This is a genomic window from Nostoc sp. MG11 (assembly GCF_014904695.1).
Taxonomy (GTDB): Bacteria; Cyanobacteriota; Cyanobacteriia; order Cyanobacteriales; family Nostocaceae; genus Komarekiella.
The window spans coordinates 178169-196825 of sequence record NZ_JACXXN010000002.1 but is presented as its reverse complement, the minus strand read 5'-3'; the positions used below and the strand labels follow the sequence as shown (position 1 = coordinate 196825).

Sequence of the window (18657 nt, the reverse complement as noted above, 5' to 3'; positions counted from 1 at the left end):
TGTCTAAAACCTCGTTGTACTCAACCGAAGATCGCAATACTTACGCTACGATATCCCCTATTACCTTTGTGCAATCACGTGGGGAGTAGTGCAGGTACACAAACATGACAGAAAATATCAAGACACAGGGTGAGGAGAATCTGGTTACTATTGCTGCTGACCAATTCGCACAACTGGGGAAGGTTACAGGCGTTGAATTATTTGGTAGCGGTAATATAAATGACACATTTCTAGTTACCTTAGATTCTGCTGAAGAACAACATTTTGTCTTACAACGCATCAACACAAAGGTATTTCGCCAGCCTCAGCTTGTGATGCAAAATATGCGTATCTTCACGGAGCACGTCTACCAAAGGTTACAAAATGCTTCCCTGAATCGGCGCTGGGAAGTACCTCGCGTGTTATTGACTAAGAATGCTCAAGACCATTGGAGGGATGCTGACGGGTCGTTTTGGCGGGCAATCAGCTTTATTAAAGGTTCCCAGTCTTTCGACACCATGCGCGATCGCTCACACGCCACAGAAATCGGCTATGCTCTGGGGATGTTCCACAATTTGATTAGCGACCTACCACCAGAAAAACTCGCTGACACTCTCAAAGGTTTTCATATTACGCCGCTCTATCTTCAGCACTACAAGGAAGTTCTGGCTAAAATTAGCCCGCATCTATCTTCGGAAGTAAATTATTGTTTGCAGTTTGTTAGCGATCGCCAGACCTTTGCACATATCCTAGAAAATGCCAAAGACACAGGCAACCTACCGCTACGCCTAATGCACGGCGATCCCAAAATTAACAATGTCATGTTTGATACTGCTACTCAGCAAGCTGTGAGCGTGATCGACCTCGACACCGTTAAGCCTGGCCTAGTACATTACGACATTGGCGATTGTTTGCGATCGGGTTGTAATCCCGCAGGAGAAGAAACCGAGCAATGGGAAAGTGTTTATTTCGACACCGAATTGTGTCAGGGAATCCTCCAAGGTTATCTCCCTGTCGCAAAGGCGTTTCTGACGGAGAATGATTATACCTACATATACGATGCAATTCGTTTAATCGCCTTTGAATTAGGACTGAGATTTTTTGCTGACTATTTAGCAGGGAATGTCTACTTCAAGGTCAAGCATTCAGAACACAACCTTGCAAGGGCGCTCGTTCAGTTTAAACTCACTGAGAGTATCGAATCCCAGGAAACACAGATTCGCAATATTATTCAGGATATGAAATGAACGATCAAATATTTTCCCTAAAACCTTTCCCCTCTACTAAGCCACTGTCTGATTTGAAAATCACAGGTAGTATTACTCGACGCGCTAATCAACTAGCCATCCGCTACAAGCTTTTCGACGAACTCAAGGAAGTTATCATCGCCCCAGCATCAGATAGATCAGCTCGAAAGCACGAACTTTGGAAAGATACATGCTTTGAATTTTTTCTGGGTATAAAAGATTCTCAGCAGTACTGGGAATTCAACCTATCTCCCGCCGGATACTGGAATGTTTACCGCTTTGATGGATATCGTCAAGGGATGCAAGAGGAAACAGCTTTCATAACGCTCCCGTTTGGCGTCCAGAATCAAGCCGACAGTTTAGTAGTTGCTTTAGATGTCGATTTAGATAAAATTGTCTCGGCACAAGCTTGGGAAATAGCTATCACCAGCGTTATTAAACATAGAGATGGTGAGGTGACTTACTGGGCGCTGACTCATCGAGGAGCGGAGGCTGACTTTCACCAGCGAGATAGTTTTATCATTGAGTTATGACGTTTTCTTTAGTTGATTGGTAATGTAAACCAGAAAGTTAACCCGCGCTTGTGGTTAGTAGTGACACCAATTTCACCACCATGCGCCTTAATAACTTTTCGGCAAAGATACATTTTTAAACCAATGCTTGTAGAACAACAGTCTTGAGGCTCGCGTACATACAAATCAAAAAGGCGATCGCACTCTAGTTTACTCATCGCCATACCGTTATGTTGAATTTGAGTACGAATCATTCCTGCTTCAAAAGTGGCTTTCATCGTAAAATTTAATCCTGGTGGATTGTGTTGCAAGCTATGAGTCAACAAACTTGCCAAAACTTTTTGTAACCGATTTGTATCCGCCATTACTAACGGTAAATCTTTAGGAACCAAGTTCTTCAGAGTTGCTTGATTTTGTGTCAGTATTGGTTCTAAATCAGCGATCATTTCTTCCATTAGCGTGCTAAATTGCACAAGTTCGCGCTTGATAGAAATACCTTCTTTTTCACAGGAATGTATTTCTAGTAATGAGTTAATCATTGTTAGTTGGCGGTCATTGCCTTGAATCATCCGCTCGATAATGGAAGAAGACACAGGGATTAGGCATTGAACAGATTCTTTCCCTAGTCCCCAGTCCCCATTGCCCCTTATTCTCAGAGGGGGCCCCAAGTTCCCGAGTTCCCAGTCCCCAGTCCCCAGTTCTCGTTTGAGCAAATTCTGTAACACCATCAAGTTACCCATGACTGAAGTTCGTAAATCGTGGGCAACCGTGTGTAAAACTACATCTTTTACTTGGTGCAATTCTTCAATTTCTTGCATTTTCTGCTGCAACTGAGCTGTACGTTCTTGCACCTGATGTTCTAAATTAGTATTGAGTTCTGCTAGTTCTTGATGGATCAGGCTTTGCTGAATAGCGATCGCTACCTGTTCTGACATCTGCTGTAATAAATCAATTTCCATTGGTTGCCAATTACGTGGCCCAGAACATTGATTAGCAATCAACGCACCAAATAATTTGTCACCTAGCATAATTGGTACAGTTAAGCTAGCCCTCGTTTGAAATTTTTGAAAGTGTGCCTTCACTTTCGCAGATATTGTTGTTTGAGTTATATCTTCAATGACACGCACAAGATTCGTCTTTAATAAGTTCTGCAATTCTTGCAGATAAGCTTGATCATTTGTAGACCAACCTGAGACTGATGGATAGTTTGGATCAACTGATTCGGCAAGAGTTCTACCTTTTAGCTTGGCATTATTTAGACCAATAAACACCCGATCTGCTTGCAGAAATTGCCTGACTTCAGTTACGGTGGTTTGGAGAATTTGATCTAATTTCAACGAAGACCGAATTCGCGCTAGGGTTTCTGTTAACAAGCGATCGCGCTGTGCTGAGAGGTGTAATTGCGCTTCCACCTGCTTGCGTTCTGTGGTGTCATGATGAACTGCTAATATGCAGGGGATACCATCTAAATCAATTTTTTCGGCTGATAGCTGTGCTGTAACTATCTCGCCAGACTTGCGACGGTATTCAACTTCTAAGTTGCGAACGACTCCCGTAGCTTGCAACTCTTGTAATAAGTTTAAGCGATCACTCTCATGTACCCAAATACTTAACTCAAAAGCAGTTTGACCAATTACCTCATCTTGCTGATAACCTGAAAGGTTTACAAAACTGTCGTTGACTTCTATAAAGCGTCCTTCCTGAAGCGTGCTGATAGTAATAGGATCGGGACTACAACTAAAAGCTTTAGAAAACTTCTGGGCGAGATTACGTAAGGCAACTTCTGCTTGTTTGCGTTCTGTAATATCTCGGACAATTGCTAATACTTCGTCTGGGGCGCTTACTGCCAATCGCGCTTCATAGTCTCGCACTCCTAGAGGCGCAGGTAGCTGATATTCATAAGTTTGCAAAATTCCAGAATCCAAAGTTTTAGCGATCGCTTCTTGGCTAATTGCCGCTACATCGCTTGGTAATAACTCCCACAAATTTTTACCAACTATTTCTTCTTTAGCAAGAGTTATATTTGCTCCCTCACTTTTCAAGTCTAAATACTTGCCATCGCGGCTGATGCGAAACATTAAATCAGGGATAGCATCTAAAATTGCTTTATAGCGAGCCTCACTCTCTCGCAATTTTTCTTCTGCTTGTTTTCGGTCTGTAATATCCATGACCAAGCCATCCCAAAGACAATCGCCGTTAGCTTGTTTTTGGGGTTGGCAAATACATTGAATCCACTTCATGCTACTAGGCGTAATGATGCGACCTTCCCAACGCCAAGGTGAAAAAATACCAATAGCAACAGTTATAGATTCTGTAAATGTTTTTACATCCTGCGGATGAATTAGCTTGAGCAATCCCTGAAAGTCTGCTTGTATAACTTCTGGTTCTAATTCACACAAATCTTGACAACCAGAACTAACATAAAGGACAAACAAAGAACCATCCCGCCGTTGCAGAACTTGGAAAATCATTCCTGGTAAATTTACAGCAACTATTGAAAGCAAGTTAATAGCATCTTGCTGACAATTTGGTGTATGCAGTGATTTTAAGGTTTCATCCACTCTTTGACCCTTTGATACACAAGCTACTGTTATCTGATTTGAAGCCACAATAGACAGTTTGGCGGTTTTTATTCTGTGATAATAACCACTAACCGGATTAAACTAGCCTCTTCTTTCAGGGTATATTCCATCTACTAGCATCGCATTCACCCAATCGGGTGAACCAGTTGCCATTATGAGCAGAAAAGGGAAAACAAGCGCTGTGAGTTGAAGTCACCTCAAGAGGTAGGAAATGCTTCTTGGTTAAGCAAGTTTTGACTGCTTAACATTCGGGGTAGCTGTAATCCAAGTACGATGATAATAGTTGCCATGTACGATACAAGAGCCATCCACAGGAGGTGGTTATTGTGGAAATACCATGCTGTGAAAGCTAGAGGGATAAAACCCAAGACAAAAGCGAGTAGGACGGCATCACGTAGTTTTGCACTCTCCTTTAAACCGATGAAGTAGCCTTCCAACATGAAGGCAATGGCAGTAAATCCTAACAGAGGCAATAACCAGATCGTGTAGCTATTAATATGATTATTGATCTCTGCGTGATTAGTTAACAGCCTGAACAACGTGTCTGAGAACAGAACAGAAATTGTTGCAACAGCCAGTGCAATTAATAAACTAGTCAGTATGGAAACAGTGAGCAGTGGACTCATCTGTTCTGTAGCTCCTTTGCCTTTGAAATTTCCAGTCAGCGTTTGGGTTGTCATCCCTACGCCTTGAACAGTGAATTGACTTAGCAGAGCAATTTGGAGAAGCAGACCGTTTTCTGTCAAGACAGTTGTTCCCATTGCTGCACTGAGATTTGTGAAGATAGCGTAGGTGGAAATTAGGGCTAAAAATCTAATTAAAATATTACTTTTGAGCGCAACAGTATCTTTAAGGGCTGCCCAATCAAAAATCTCTTGCATAGCGGCTGGTAAAACTTGCCACGGGATACTGAAGCAAACCCAAACCAAACCAATCACTAGCGCTAGATACTGACTCACTGCTGTTGCTAGTCCAGCTCCCATACTTTCCCAGCCTAACCTGACAATCATCAGGTAGTCCAGCGCCACATTAGAAGCATTGCCAACAATAGACATGAGCAGCACCACGCTATTCATTTCCCTACCCAGAAACCAACCAATCAGAACAAAGTTGAGCAAGACAGCAGGAGCACCCCAAATCCGGGCGCTGAAATAATTAGCTCCAGAGGCTTCAATTTCAGGGGAACCACTCAAAATTGTAAATCCAATTTTTTGCAAGGGGTATTGCAGCAGCAGGATCAGTAAACCGATTCCTAACGCAATCAAACCACTTCGCAGTCCTGCTAGTAAAATGCCTTTGGGGTCATCAAGTCCCGCAGCTTGTGCAGCGATCGCATTAGTACTTGAGCGCAGAAATTTCAACACACGGTAAAGGTAATCGAAAAGAATCGTTGCTAAAATGACTCCAGCCAAGTGACGGATGTCTGCTAAATGTCCCAAGAAGGCAATGTCAACCAAACCCGCTAAGGGAACCATCATGTTAGAAAGCACACTGACGCTTGCTAGTCGGTAAAAGCGAGGCAAGAAGTCATACTTGGTTGGGATCACAAATGCCATAGATTGTCTGTGCTGGAATTGATCTAAATTGGAACTCTTTCAGTTTAAGTGACAAATAAGATCCCCGACTTTTTTGAAAAGTCGGGGATCTTTATACCGCCTGAATAAGATCAAAAACCTAGAAAAATTCGTCTTAAACCATCTCTAATCATGAACAATGGCATCTTGTCCTGCTGAATTGCTGCCTGAAAGCTAGGGCGATCTTTGAGACATTGAAAATATCTTGCAATTTTAGATTGTGAATTGTCTTTCCATAGATAGCTAAAATTCAATTCATTTAAGCGATTGAGAATAGCTGTCCATACAACATCAGCTAGGGAATAGGTTTCACCGCACAGCCATTTAGTTTGACTCAATTGGTGTTCTAGTTGCTCCAATAATGGCTCAATTTGTGCATTTATCTCAGCAATTTTCTTAGAATCCCGAATTGTTTGGTTCCACTGTTTCACATCCTCCAACTTAGCAGCATATATTTCTTGCAATTCAGGATTCGCTTGCATGAGTTGAGGAATAAGCTTTTCTTTAATTTGAACTGAGCGTTGCAACACGATGCCATCAATTCCTTTGTAGTTGCCGTACATCACTTCTCGCATAGGAAAACGATTTTGGAGATCAACCCATGCATCCATTCTTTTTCGCAAAACTAATTCATTCGGAATCAAACTCGGATTCGGAAATTGTTCATCCAAGTAACGAATAATCATGGCTGAATCACAAATCACTTTGCCATCATGAACTAGAGTTGGAACAACACCTTTAGGATTGAGATGAATGTAGTTAGGCTGTAAGTTTTCAAAGGTCAAAAGATTAATCAGGCGATCGCTCCACTTAAGATTTTTCTCTGCCAAAACTAGTTTTACCTTTTGAGAGCAGATTGAACCTGGAAAGTAGTAGAGTTCAAGCATTTTAATTTACTTTTCCTCTCATGCTCGTGATGTCGTGTTTAGATGACAACAGTTGTTATGCAAATTAAGATAACAACTGTTGTGATAATATGTCAACAGATTTAATTGTATTCTTGGAACACTAGCAAAAAAATGGGTTACAGTGATCGCCGTCTCGAAGTGACTGAAGCAACATGGCGCGTGATTATTCGTGAAGGACTTGATCGCGCCAGTATGCGGGCGATCGCTCAAGAACTTGGCTGTACTACAGGTGTTCTTACCCACTATTTTCGAGATAAAGACGAACTGACGCTATTTGTACTAGAACGAGTCTTTGAAAACCTATTTAGGGATATGAAAGCTTGTACAGAAGGATTGCACGGAATTGAGCGGTTTGAGCAAATGATTTTTGCTGTGCTGCCTTTTGAACCTAGTGGCGGACAAGGTTGGCAGATTTGGATTGCCTTTCTAGGATATGCAATTGGGCGTGAAAAACTAATTCAGGAACATCGAAAACGCTATAAATCACTACATCAGTCCATTTGCCAAGAGTTGACTGATTTGCAAACAGCAAAGCTGATTCGAGAAGATATTGACTTAACGCTTGAAGCAAATGCCCTGATAGCACTTGTCGATGGTATTGGGACAGGGTTTATCATTAATCCTGAACAGTTTCATCCAGACCAGCAACGATATCTAGTGCAGCGATATATTCAGAACTTACGCACTCAGATCCCCCAACCCCCTTAGAAAGGGGGCTTTAGACGTTCCCCCCTTAAAAAGGGGGGGTTAGGGGGGAGCAGGGTTTCAGGCTTCAGTGCGTAAGTCCTAATATTAAAACTTTACTCGCAGCCTCGTAAAAGCTCTTTTGTATAAAGCTTTCATCATTTTCCCAAAAATTTGGGTATGTTTAGGGTTTTTTCTTCTATTTATAGTAGTACAATTGTTCTAGTAGAATTAATTTTAGCGATCGCCTTTTATCGGGCAAGAGTTCCGAACAAAATCCAATTTTCAAACTTCCGCCAACGAAGTACGTGGATACCCGGAGTTGTCTGCGGGTAGTTTGTGATCATTAATACTTTGGGAGCAGGTTGTCGTTAAACATCCTTTTTAGAAAGACCCTAGATGAGATCTAATACTATGATGACACATGTACAGGGTGTAGTTGCAGCCCAAGTTAACAGACCCAATTTTGAGCAATTCATTGAAGAAAAAGCTAATACGACCAAAAGCGTTAGTACCGAAAATTTTTCTTTTCAAACCCTTGCCGAAGTTACCAAAACAATATTGCATCATGCCTTTTGGTTAGCAGAACAACAACAAAAACTCTCTGCAAAAGAGTATAAAAAACTACTGTTTGACCAAGGTTGGAAAGGTGAAGAAAAACGGTATCTAAAAATTGCCGCAGCATTTGGTAAATTTTCGCCCCAAGATTTAGCACAACTCGAGCCAAGAACCATATATCAGTTAGCAGAAAATGGTAAAAAGTATCAACAAGTAATAGATAGACTGCTGGATTTAAGTGCAATTACCCAAGAGGCTGTACGTTCTCTTACCAAAAAACAACGTACTTCTAAAGAACCAAGACCTGAAAAACCAAGTATCTGGCGGCGGCTCAAAAATGGCGGGAGGTATTGTCAAATTCCGCCGATTCACGAAGCTTCAGAATCTACTGGGATTACCTTGCAAAAAATGATCGATGAAGAAGGATTTAGCGCTCAGCACATTGTGGCAGAAGCAATTGCCTTGCGGCAAGCTTACAAGGAAGGGCAACTGGTGCGTAGTTCAGGAAGGTAGAGAGCAGATAACTACGGTGTAATGCAGTGTAATGCATCTTTCTTAGTGTCTTTGTGTCTTAGTGGTTTATAAGTTAGTTTTTAAACCACCAAGACACAGCGAAAAGTCTGAGCGGTAAGAATTTGATAGAGTTGTGGCGTAAATCCTATTCAATTCAAGATGACCGACCATAACACATAATAATACCAGCCATTGCAAAGCTCCAAACAGTAGCAAATAACCAGGAATTAGACACGTAGTTGAGAAAAGAAGCTTCTAGCCACTGTTTTACAAAACTAGTTTCGTGATAGTCTATTAACTTTTTTAGTTCTAACATCGTAATACCGCGATGAGTGGCATCAGATTCGGACTGGAGAGTACCTACTACGTAACATATTCCAGGAATAGCTGCCAAAAGGACAATCAAAAAGGGAATAAGAAAAAACTCCCTTCCCATAAAACTTAAAAAAATAAAGCTGAAATTCAAAAGAAAAAATCCGCTGCCGATGAAACTCCAAAATAAAACAAATGTAAGTTTAGAAATCGAGAAGTAAGAGCGACCAAAATAATACTGCAAGGCATGTCCGCACTCATGAGCGCTGATTGCTATGGCACGTAGAGAGGAATCTGCAAAAATATCTGGGGGAAGACGTATGGTTCCTCGTTTTCCCTCTTTTGGTCTGAAAGCGGCTTTTTGGGAGGTTTGGTCATTTTGTACAGATATCGCACCCAGATTATTCTCTCTTAAGATCAACGTTGCAACTTCATAACCAGTCAATCCACAACTTGCTACACGATTTAAGTTTCGGCGTCGCAGTTTGTCCTGCCGACTACTACACCTGAAAGATAGAGCAGAGGAAACAACTGCACTTCCAACAAATAGATAAAACCAAAAGCTCATTATTTTAAGCAAAAATCAGGTAGTGTTAGCTATCACACTTAAATTACTTGAATTTTAATTAAGCTTTTATGAAATAATGTTACAAAGAGCCAGATGGAGTTAAAGCTCCAGTCAAGATTGGTAATTGGCTTTGATTTTTAGTGGCGTAGACGTTGTAGCAGTTTTCTGTTTAAATCAGAAGCTAGCGATCGCCTGGTAAAATTATCCAATAACTATAGAACTAGAGTGCCTTTACCACAGTCTCTATAGCCCGTTGTTTTTGAGGGTCTGCTCCTCTTGCGTATTCTAAGGAGAATGGAACGCTAAGATCCGGTGTGATACCTTTACCTTCCAACCTTTGATTGCCGTTGAGAAACACATCTGCAACTGCTAGGTAAAGGACGCTGCCATCTTGCATTAGAAAAGGACTACCAGCAACGACTGCTCCTGGAGTTTTAGAGCCAATTACTGGCCCAATTTTATTTTGCTGAAAGCCAAACGCTAGTATTTCCTTACCACTCCGGCTACCCTCATTCACTACCATGACCACTGGCTTTTTCCATTGAAAGTTATAGGTATTTTGCCTGCCATTGCGTGGAATACTAGTCAAGCTTGGGCCTTCAGCAGTGTAGATATTGAGATAACTGGGAGACGCACCACCCCATCCCTCTCTCAAATCTAAAATTAACCCATCTGCGTTCTTGAGACGACCATAGATCAAATTTGTCTCAAGTTGCTGCTGGTATTGCTCACCTGCATAAGACCAGATATGAACATAGCCTATTTTCTTACCTTCTTGTTCAATTAACTGGGTACTGGCTTCTTGAGCGTCCAGAAACATTGTAGTGGCGTCGAGTATCTTTGGAGCGATCGCAATTTCTTGCTGATTACTAGCATTGGGCGTGCGCTGAATCAACAGCTTGACTTTTTGGTCCGCTTTACTAGCAAAAGATTGTATCGGCTGATAGGGTTTACCATCTACACTCAAGAGTTGGTCGCCCACCTTTAAATCAGCTTTAGCTGCTGGACTTCCATCTAAGATAGCACTGACAAAGGTCTTGCCATTGATGTTTTTGGTGAATATGCCAATGCCACTATATTCAATTTTGCCTTTGGGAAAAAACTTTTTTAACTGCTTCTGTAACTCTAGATTGTTGGGCAAAAAAATCCCCAAAAGTTGATAGTAGGCTGGTTCATCCTGAGTGTAGAAGCGAGTGTGAGAAGTCCGCAATTCAGAGAGCATCTGATTGATCACAGTTGCAAACTCTTCTTTAGACTTGGCTTGTTCTGCTTGAGGTTTATACTTTTCGCCGATGGCTTTCCAGTCTACTCCATTCAACTTGGGGTCGTAAAAGTTGTCATTTACGGTTTGCCAAACTTGCTGAAACACTTGAGTTTCCGGTTTTGCTAGCGTTGGTAGTAGTGGTGAACTCAACCACAGCAGGAGTAAAATTGATACACTTAGAAAAATTGCTCCAGCTAAGCGGTTTAAATAAGGGAGTCGAAATATTTTCATCTGTTTTTGATTTCATCAGCGATGTCTACGACGGGCTTCGCCTACGCATCACCACTGGTAAAAATAATTTTCAACTTACAAACCAGTAATGATACAGATTTTAGTAGACTTTGCCATTGGTGTCAGCTAGCTTCACGCTGCCCTGTAAAGGCATTTTTACTGCAAAGGCTTCTTGTACAAACGCAATCTTTTCATCAATTCCCAAGAGTTTTGGCAAGACATCATCAATTGCTTCTAGTCGGGGAATCAGCCCCTCTCGATTGGCAATTTGGATTGAAAGTCCAGGACGAGCATTGATTTCCAGCAACAGCGGCCCTTTTTATCGATCAAGAACAATGTCAACGCCGAGATAGCCAGACTCCGTTTTATCACCTAATTTAGCAGCCATCTCCAAAATAGTTTGCCAGTGAGGAATTTGGCGATCGCACAACGAGTACCCCGTTTCAGGATGATTGTCAATATAGCGGTTGCGCTGGATACCACTCAGCGTCATACCAGTCGAAAGGTCAATACCTACACCCACGCCACCTCTGTGTAAATTTGCTTTACCATCAGAAGCCTGTGTTGGGAGACGCAAAATTGCCATTGCTGGGACGCCACGATAGACAATTACTCGGATATCGGGGACGCCTTGGTAAGCAATTAAATCAATATTACTTGCTCCTTTTGCTTGTAAAACTCGATCTGAACCGTACCACCAAGTGAGATAGCGGTCAGCGTAGCGATCGCTTCAGGCTTCTGGTGATACAAATCAGCAAATTGTTGCATTTGACGAATTGGCATTCCAGTCGTCCGTAGTCGCGTACTTAATTTGGGCAATATCCAAACCACCATAAAACTTAGAGTGGACTCTAAGTCAAGCTTTTTTGCAAAAAAAATTAGCCTGTATTTACAGCAAATTTCAGGTACATGAAATACATAAATAAAATCCAAAACCCTATAGAGACGTTACATGTAACGTCTCTACACCTGTATATAGAAATCATTGTACTTTGATAATTACCGCCAGCAGACTTCTTCAAGGCTAGAATTTATCAGCAAATAAAGGGTGTTTTCTCTATCACCAGAACGATGGCCATTTTTGAAACTGCAACCATAATTTCATTAATGCTGAGTACTAAATGAGTTAAGTGGTTTCTACTTAGGACTTGATACTCATTACAGGCTACGCTAACAGAGCTGGTTTAGTGACTTGAAAAGACATACAACATCAAATAGGAAACAATCGTGACTGAGCAATTCAAAAAAGGCGACAAAGTTGAATGGAACACTGCACAAGGCAAAACAACTGGCAAAGTAGTAAAAAAGCTGACATCTCCCACAGATATTAAAGGACACCACGTTGCAGCGTCGGAAGATAACCCAGAATACTTAGTCGAAAGTGATAACACAGGAAAACAAGCCGCTCACAAACCTGATGCGCTTAAAAAAGTAGATTGTGACTAACTAAAATACTTGAAAATCTTAAGTGGTATTTTGGAAAATGCTTGCCAATTTTCTTACTATCGGTCGAAGTCAGATTGAAATTAGTCAATCAAACTAGATAAGTATAGAATCAAGCAAAACTCATGAGTAAATATAAGGAACTTTTACGCGTTATCCTTGCGATGTCGATCATTGTAGTTGGAGTGACACATTTTATTGTACCAGACCAATATGTCAGAATCGTTCCTTCACAACTTCCCTACCCTTTAGGATTAGTCTATCTCAGTGGCTTTTATGAAATTTTAGGTGGTATTGGATTATTAGTCCCGCCTGTAAGTCAAGCAGCGGCTTGGGGACTGATTGCTCTGTTTATTGCTGTTTATCCTGCGAATATCAACATGGCAGTTAATCTTATTAAAGTTGATCATATACCAAATTCACCTTGGGTTCATGTGATCAGACTTCCCTTACAAGCAGTTTTAATTGCTTGGGCTTGGTGGTATACAAAACCTTCAAATCGAGAACAACAAGCTTCTATAATTCCAAAGTCATTGATTCCTAAAGAACTGGAATTAGAATAAACACATTTTTTTATTCAATATCCGACCATGCGCGTTATAACATTTGGGAAAACACTCTCGTTAGCGCTAAGTATTTGGGGAGTTGCAACTCAGGTTACTCAAGCAGTGCAGCTTAGAGATGGCACAGTCTACTTTGTTCAACCGCCAAACCTGGTTAATGTAGTGACTACATATAAAGGTGTAAATGTCTGGGGAGGGACTTACTATTTTACTATTAACGTGCCGGAAAATGCCGGCGAACCCCTCCAGAGGGTAACAATTACCCAACGAGAGGGAGTAGAAAATATCCGCTATGATCTCGATGATACCCGCGCATTTGTGGGAACAGGCGATCGCAAAGGAGCGCAATTAACACTAGGCTCGGTGACAAGAGAGCGTGAAACACGCACTGTTTCAGTAAACTTTAATCCGCCTGTGACTCCAGGAAAAACAATCACAATTGCTCTACGCCCGTTAAAGAATCCCAGCTTTTCCGGTGTTTATCTATTGGGCGTCACTGCGTTCCCTGTAGGTGAGAAATCTCACGGTCAATTTCTTGGCTTTGGACGGCTTCAGTTCTACAACGAAGGAAGACACTGGTTTCCATAATCTTGTTTCAGCCTTGGCTACACTTTCACCTAGGAAACAAAAAGGAGGATTGCAGACATGGGAGTTGCAGGCTTTTGACCAATTAATGCGATCGCGTCCCCAGGAAAAACAAGATTCGCGCCTGTTGATAGTCACTGTCACCGAAGATGATTGAAGCTTCCAGAACAGCAACAAGTAAAAAGATCGCTCTCAGATATAGCACTGACGCGGCTATTAGAAAAACTTGCACAGTTGCAACCGCGAACCATTAACTTAGATATCTATCGTGACAAGCAATTAAAACTAAACCAAGCTCATCAAATAACTTGTTTGCTGACAGATAAAAAATTATTTGAAACCAGGTCTTGAAAATCGTTCAAGGATTTGGTTAAATCAAGGCTTGAATATAGATTTTTGTTATTAATGGTAGGTATTCCCTGCTTTCTTTTTAGGAATCCTACCTTTTTTGTGACCAAAATACCAGTTTGTATCAACACCTAAAATACCTCAATTTCTTTAATGAAAGCAAATCAGTCACGCCCTATAATCTGGCGATCTCATTACCTGCAATCGATCGAGTTGGTGTATGGTGTTTCTAAACGCTATTCATTGCCCCGCCATTTTCACGAAGAACTGGAACTCAGCATTAGGCAAGGTGACGGCTGGCGGTTTAACTACCGAGGCACGATGTATAGCGTTCCATCAGATACCTTAGTGGTGACACAACCCGGAGAAGCACATTATGCTGATTCTACGAGCGATCAAGACTGCACTTTTCGAGGGCTACGGGTAGGTATAAATTTACTTCAACAAGTTGCAACAGAAATTGCAGGACGCAAAACAGCGCTGCCATCTTTTCCGATGCCTCTAGTCCATGACCGCGAACTTAATACACAAATTGTTCAAGTTCATCAAGCCCTAGAACAATCCATATCTGGGCTTGAACAACAAACATTGATCCTGGATTTGTTAGCACAATTAATTTTGCGCTGTGCGGAAAATCCGCCTTGCCAAGCAAGGTTAGGGGAAGAATGTCAGCCCGTCAAGCGCGTTCGGGCATATCTAGAAGACCATTACGATCAAGAGATATCGTTAGAACAATTATCACAGATTGCGAACTTGAGTCCCTTTCATCTCAATCGATCTTTTCGCAAAAACTTTGGAATGCCACCCCACGCTTATCAAATTCAAGTGCGAATTTTGCAGGCAAAACGGCTGCTAAGAAAAGAGTGGTCTATCAATAAAGTAGCGGCTGAAACTGGATTTGCGAGTCAAAGTCACTTTGGCTCACACTTCAAGCGGCTTGTTTGTGTTACTCCGAGGCAATACATTCAAGACAGCAAGAACGTGATAGATTTTGATGCTTAAATTCATTAATCTTTCAATAGGGTTTTTATAAATTAAGGTCGCAAGCTATGGCGACGAAGGCTGAATTGGACTCTTTAAACAATAGATTAGGTTCGCACCAACCTCAAGTTGAACCCGATTGGGAGAGCTAGCCAACGATCATTAGTTATAACCAATTCAAATAAAGGATTTAGACATGACCGCACAAAACAAGCCACAAGCTTTTCAAGTCAATAGTACCGAAGGTCGCGCTTACTGGGGTATGGGCATTCTCTGGATCATGCTGGCAACTGCTGAAGATACGGATGGACAGTATTCCTGCATAGAAGAACTGATACCGCAGGGGCCAGCAGCACCAGATCACATTCATGAGGCGGCAGATGAAACCTTCTACATTATGGAAGGCGAAGCCACTTTCTTTGTCGAAGACCAGCCGATTAAAGCAACTGCTGGCTCGTTTGTATCAATTCCACGGGGTACAAAACACGCTTTTCAAATCGATTCTGAAACGGTGCGATTACTCAATACCTATGTACCAGCAGGGTTTGAGTACACGATTATGGCAACGACTGTGCCCGCAGAGGCGCGCACTTTGCCTCCTACAGTGTCTTTTCCCAATCAAGAACAAGTTAGTCAAGCGCTTGAGCAAGTCATTCAAAAATATCCTGCGGCTAAAACTAATTTCTTACAAAGTTTCGTAAGCTAAATTACCCGATACCGGATGATATCAGCTTGGCTGTTCAAGTTAAAGCTCTCTTCTTGGAACTTCAATCCCTGATCTGACAATGAGTGAGTGAACAGAGAATTGAAATCTTCGGCGGCATTTTCTGTAGTTTAAAATAATTCAAATCAATCATGGAAAGCAACGAATCAAACAATATACAGCGCGAGCTTGAGGGGAAAGTTGCGCTCGTCACTGGAGCAGCTAGCGGCATTGGCTTAGCAATTACCAAGCTGCTAGAAAGTCGTGGGGCGCTTGTCGTTGTCGAGGACATCAACCCAGATGTGAATGATGTTTTCAAGGACAATTGGCGGATCATTCCGTTTGTGGGTGACGTAGCGACAGAGCAGGCTGCCAAGGAAGTCGTTGACATTGCAACGGAAAGCTTTGGCAAGCTCGATATCCTCAGTTAACAACGCCGCTCGCATTGTGTATAAGAACGCGATCGACATGACGCTTGAGGATTGGAATTCGATCATGGGTATCACTGCCACAGGTGTCTTTTTGCAATCACGGGAAGCGCTCAAGGCGATGATTCCGAACCAAACGGGTGCGATCGTCAACATTGGGTCATATGCCTGCTACCAGACCTTCCCAGGCATTTCGGCTTACGCCGCAGCAAAAGGTGCGCTAGCACAGATCACGCGCACGTTGGCGCTAGAAGCGATTGAACACGGCATCCGAGTCAACGCGGTAGGTGCAGGCGATGTCGTGACTAACCTGCTCAATACCTTCCGTGAGGACGGCCGCGAGTTTCTCGCTGAACACGGCAAAGTGGCTTTGATCAAGCGTGCTGCCCAGCCAGAGGAAATCGCAGAGGTTGTCGCTTTTCTGGCATCAGACAAGGCAAGCTTCATGGTGGGTTCGATCGTGATGGCGGATGGCGGTATGAGCGTAGTTATTCAGTGAACCACAGCCAGGTAGAGCTAAATTACCTGACACCGGACGATCTAAGTTTAGCTTTGGTAAAGCGATCGCTCTCGTGCAGTTGCTTTTCAGGTAACGAGTCTGCCTCATTGATAGATAGCGGCAAAGGATGAATTCTGCAAACATAATACAAATGATAAATAGCAATACAAATGATAAACAGCGACGGGGCAAATTTTGATCAACAATTTAAGCATCAGATGGCTGAAGTCAACGGTGTTCGCATCCATTATGTTATGGGCGGCAAAGGCGAAGCCGTCGTACTTTTGCACGGTTTTCCGCAGACTTGGTATGAATGGCACAAAGTGATGCCCGCGCTTGCCGCAAAATACACGATAATTGCGCCAGACCTGCGTGGTCTCGGTGAGTCTTCTCGTCCCGCGCCAAATTACGAAGCGCAAAGCGTTGGTGAAGACATTCATCAATTGGTTCAAAAACTTGGCTTCCAACAAATCAATCTTGTTGCTCACGACATTGCAGGCGCATCAGCTTATGCTTACGCCGTGCAGTATCCTCAAGAAATTCGTCGGTTGGTTATGTTGGAGACTGCAATTCCTGGTTTCTATGCCGACACGACCGGAGAAACAGGCAATTACTGGCATATGGGTTTTCATATGACACCGGATTTGCCCGAACAGCTTGTTATCGGCAAAGAGCGTGAATACTTGAATTATTTTTTCAGAAATTTCGCTTACAGCAAAGATCCGATTGCCGAAGAAGAGATTAGCCAGTACGTTCGCGCTTATTCTGCGCCCGGTGCAATGCACGCGGCTTTTGAATATTACCGCGCAATGCCGAAAGATGCCGAACAATTTCAACGAGACTTTAAGGAAAAACTCAAAATGCCGATTCTCGCTCTAGGAAGCGAAAAGGTTATGCGAGATTTGCCGCTTAAATCTTTACGAATGGTTGCGGAAGACGTACGCGGCGGCGCAATGCCGCGTTGTGGTCATTGGTTGGCTTCGGAATGCCCAGATGATTTGACTCAACAATTGTTGACTTTCTTCGGAGAAATCGCTATCCCCACATCAAATCCCTGACAGTTAAACAATTTCTCAGCAAAGAAACTGCGTAAAACAGCAGCTTGTGTAGGAAAGCAATGGTGTTCTTCGATTAAGGCTTACAAGTCCATTACAAGGAAAATCATGACGACAAAATTGACAGTTCTGGTTGCTGGTTCTACTGGCATGCTGGGTACTAAGATTGTTTCTGCTCTACTGGACAAAGGAAACATTGATGTTCGGGCAATGGTGCGATCAAGTAACGATACCAATCCAGAAAATCGTAAAAAAATCGATGCCATGAAAGCCAAGGGCGCAGCGATCATCGAAGGCGACGTGATGCAGCCTGAAACCCTACTGCCAGCGTGTGCAGGAGTCGATGTGGTCGTATCTGCGATCGGTAATAGTGAAGTGACTGTACCAGGGCAGAAGAACTTGATTGATGTTGCCAAACAGCAGGGCGTAAAGCGGTTCATTCCCTCCGATTACTCGGTAGACTATCGCAAGCTAGACTACGGTGATAATGACAATTTGGATAAGCGCAAGGAAGTATTTGAGTATCTTCAGCAAAGCGGTTTGGAATATACCTTAGTTCTCAACGGGGCATTTATGGAGTTCATCACCTATATGCCACTGTTTGACCTAGAACATCAAATCTTTCAATACTGGGGCAATGGTGAAACGCCGCTCGATCTCACGACCACTGATGATACCGCCAGGTATGTGGCGGAAGCGGTGAGCGACCCAGGCTTGGCAAACATGGCATTGGAAGTCGCAGGCGATACTCTGACCTCGAAGCAGTTGAAAGCCACTTATGAAGGAGTGACGGGCAGTAAGTTAACCGAAAAATCATTGGGCAGTATAGCCGAGATGCAAGCTTGGATTACTGCCAAAAAAGCGTCAGCCAGTTCACTCGAAGAGTACGTTTACCACCAGTATATGTACGCGATGGTATCGGGTAAGGGCAAACTTGATCGGATTGGAAATGCTCGCTATCCTCATATCAAACCCATGACAGTTAAGCAATTTCTCAGCAAAGGAGATTCGTAAAACGGCGGCTTGAGTAGGAAAAGCGAAAGCGATTCCTAGTCTTTAACTAAAAATGCCTATTGAGAGGGTTGCTACTCCCGAATTCGTAACAGAGTGGAATTTTAAA

The 18657-nt window shown here is 42.6% G+C and carries 24 protein-coding genes; 16 read left to right on the top strand and 8 right to left on the bottom strand.

Annotated elements, in window-relative coordinates; all coding sequences use genetic code 11:
- Window positions 1-104 precede the first annotated feature (104 nt).
- Both HCR01_RS03480 and HCR01_RS03475 read left to right on the top strand, forming a co-directional pair.
- Window positions 105-1226, top strand: coding sequence for a phosphotransferase enzyme family protein (locus HCR01_RS03480; protein WP_193194555.1), 1122 nt, complete (start codon window positions 105-107; stop codon window positions 1224-1226).
- On the top strand, window positions 1223-1759 hold the full coding sequence (locus HCR01_RS03475) for a DOMON-like domain-containing protein (RefSeq protein ID WP_193194553.1): 537 nt from the start codon (window positions 1223-1225) through the stop codon (window positions 1757-1759). Before HCR01_RS03480 ends, HCR01_RS03475 begins: the two co-directional genes overlap by 4 nt.
- Window positions 1760-1767: 8 nt before the next feature.
- Here HCR01_RS03475 and HCR01_RS03470 read toward each other — a convergent pair whose 3' ends face one another.
- The 3 genes from HCR01_RS03470 to HCR01_RS03460 all read right to left on the bottom strand — a co-directional run bounded on the left by HCR01_RS03470 (window position 1768) and on the right by HCR01_RS03460 (window position 6781).
- Window positions 1768-4299 carry a PAS domain S-box protein gene (locus HCR01_RS03470; RefSeq protein WP_193194551.1) on the bottom strand — a complete coding sequence of 844 codons (2532 nt, stop codon included), beginning with the start codon at window positions 4297-4299 and terminating at the stop codon, window positions 1768-1770.
- Window positions 4300-4517: 218 nt separating this feature from the next.
- Window positions 4518-5876 carry a guanitoxin biosynthesis MATE family efflux transporter GntT gene (gene gntT, locus HCR01_RS03465; RefSeq protein ID WP_193194549.1) on the bottom strand — a complete coding sequence of 453 codons (1359 nt, stop codon included), beginning with the start codon at window positions 5874-5876 and terminating at the stop codon, window positions 4518-4520.
- A gap of 110 nt (window positions 5877-5986) precedes the next feature.
- A complete protein-coding gene (locus HCR01_RS03460) occupies window positions 5987-6781 on the bottom strand; it encodes a glutathione S-transferase family protein (RefSeq protein WP_193194547.1) in 795 nt (264 codons plus the stop codon).
- Window positions 6782-6913: 132 nt separating this feature from the next.
- On the opposite strand from HCR01_RS03460, the gene HCR01_RS03455 reads away from it, so the two are divergent.
- Both HCR01_RS03455 and HCR01_RS03450 read left to right on the top strand, forming a co-directional pair.
- Window positions 6914-7510, top strand: a complete 597-nt coding sequence (locus HCR01_RS03455; protein WP_193194545.1) for a TetR/AcrR family transcriptional regulator — start codon at window positions 6914-6916, stop codon at window positions 7508-7510.
- 390 nt (window positions 7511-7900) lie between these two features.
- Entirely contained in the window at window positions 7901-8557 is a 657-nt protein-coding gene (locus HCR01_RS03450; RefSeq protein ID WP_193194543.1) for a hypothetical protein, read from the top strand.
- A 154-nt stretch (window positions 8558-8711) separates the two neighbouring features.
- On the opposite strand, the gene HCR01_RS03445 is transcribed toward HCR01_RS03450, so the two are convergent.
- From HCR01_RS03445 to HCR01_RS03430, 5 genes are all read right to left on the bottom strand, one after another.
- Window positions 8712-9437, bottom strand: a complete 726-nt coding sequence (locus HCR01_RS03445) for a zinc metallopeptidase (protein ID WP_193194541.1) — start codon at window positions 9435-9437, stop codon at window positions 8712-8714.
- Window positions 9438-9657: 220 nt separating this feature from the next.
- Window positions 9658-10932: a S41 family peptidase gene (locus HCR01_RS03440; protein WP_193194539.1), complete on the bottom strand. Its 1275-nt coding sequence runs from the start codon at window positions 10930-10932 to the stop codon at window positions 9658-9660.
- A gap of 100 nt (window positions 10933-11032) precedes the next feature.
- Window positions 11033-11239 carry a hypothetical protein gene (locus tag HCR01_RS38395; RefSeq protein WP_226889106.1) on the bottom strand — a complete coding sequence of 69 codons (207 nt, stop codon included), beginning with the start codon at window positions 11237-11239 and terminating at the stop codon, window positions 11033-11035.
- 12 nt (window positions 11240-11251) lie between these two features.
- On the bottom strand, window positions 11252-11542 hold the full coding sequence (locus HCR01_RS38390) for a sugar-transfer associated ATP-grasp domain-containing protein (RefSeq protein ID WP_320073083.1): 291 nt from the start codon (window positions 11540-11542) through the stop codon (window positions 11252-11254).
- Between the two features lie 32 nt (window positions 11543-11574).
- Window positions 11575-11766, bottom strand: a complete 192-nt coding sequence (locus HCR01_RS03430) for a hypothetical protein (RefSeq protein ID WP_193194537.1) — start codon at window positions 11764-11766, stop codon at window positions 11575-11577.
- A 393-nt stretch (window positions 11767-12159) separates the two neighbouring features.
- On the opposite strand from HCR01_RS03430, the gene HCR01_RS03425 reads away from it, so the two are divergent.
- The 12 genes from HCR01_RS03425 to HCR01_RS03385 all read left to right on the top strand — a co-directional run bounded on the left by HCR01_RS03425 (window position 12160) and on the right by HCR01_RS03385 (window position 18551).
- Window positions 12160-12378, top strand: coding sequence for a DUF2945 domain-containing protein (locus HCR01_RS03425; RefSeq protein WP_193194535.1), 219 nt, complete (start codon window positions 12160-12162; stop codon window positions 12376-12378).
- 122 nt (window positions 12379-12500) lie between these two features.
- A complete protein-coding gene (locus HCR01_RS03420; protein ID WP_193194533.1) occupies window positions 12501-12938 on the top strand; it encodes a DoxX family protein in 438 nt (145 codons plus the stop codon).
- 27 nt (window positions 12939-12965) lie between these two features.
- Window positions 12966-13526: a DUF2808 domain-containing protein gene (locus HCR01_RS03415; protein ID WP_193194531.1), complete on the top strand. Its 561-nt coding sequence runs from the start codon at window positions 12966-12968 to the stop codon at window positions 13524-13526.
- A 13-nt stretch (window positions 13527-13539) separates the two neighbouring features.
- The gene (locus HCR01_RS38385; RefSeq protein WP_226889105.1) at window positions 13540-13680 is read left to right on the top strand and encodes a hypothetical protein; all 141 of its coding nucleotides are present in this window, start codon (window positions 13540-13542) and stop codon (window positions 13678-13680) included.
- A complete protein-coding gene (locus tag HCR01_RS38380; protein WP_226889104.1) occupies window positions 13677-13874 on the top strand; it encodes a hypothetical protein in 198 nt (65 codons plus the stop codon). The genes HCR01_RS38385 and HCR01_RS38380 overlap by 4 nt, the downstream gene beginning before the upstream one ends.
- A gap of 150 nt (window positions 13875-14024) precedes the next feature.
- Entirely contained in the window at window positions 14025-14873 is an 849-nt protein-coding gene (locus HCR01_RS03405; protein WP_226889103.1) for an AraC family transcriptional regulator, read from the top strand.
- A 175-nt stretch (window positions 14874-15048) separates the two neighbouring features.
- On the top strand, window positions 15049-15558 hold the full coding sequence (locus HCR01_RS03400) for a quercetin 2,3-dioxygenase (protein WP_193194529.1): 510 nt from the start codon (window positions 15049-15051) through the stop codon (window positions 15556-15558).
- Between the two features lie 149 nt (window positions 15559-15707).
- Entirely contained in the window at window positions 15708-15986 is a 279-nt protein-coding gene (locus tag HCR01_RS39825) for an SDR family NAD(P)-dependent oxidoreductase (RefSeq protein WP_264299877.1), read from the top strand.
- Window positions 15961-16482: an SDR family oxidoreductase gene (locus HCR01_RS03395; RefSeq protein WP_264299876.1), complete on the top strand. Its 522-nt coding sequence runs from the start codon at window positions 15961-15963 to the stop codon at window positions 16480-16482. Before HCR01_RS39825 ends, HCR01_RS03395 begins: the two co-directional genes overlap by 26 nt.
- Window positions 16479-16613, top strand: coding sequence for a hypothetical protein (locus HCR01_RS39820; RefSeq protein WP_264299875.1), 135 nt, complete (start codon window positions 16479-16481; stop codon window positions 16611-16613). Before HCR01_RS03395 ends, HCR01_RS39820 begins: the two co-directional genes overlap by 4 nt.
- Window positions 16614-16652: 39 nt before the next feature.
- The gene (locus HCR01_RS03390; RefSeq protein WP_193194527.1) at window positions 16653-17540 is read left to right on the top strand and encodes an alpha/beta fold hydrolase; all 888 of its coding nucleotides are present in this window, start codon (window positions 16653-16655) and stop codon (window positions 17538-17540) included.
- 105 nt (window positions 17541-17645) lie between these two features.
- The gene (locus tag HCR01_RS03385; RefSeq protein WP_193194525.1) at window positions 17646-18551 is read left to right on the top strand and encodes an aromatic alcohol reductase; all 906 of its coding nucleotides are present in this window, start codon (window positions 17646-17648) and stop codon (window positions 18549-18551) included.
- Window positions 18552-18657: the final 106 nt, after the last annotated feature.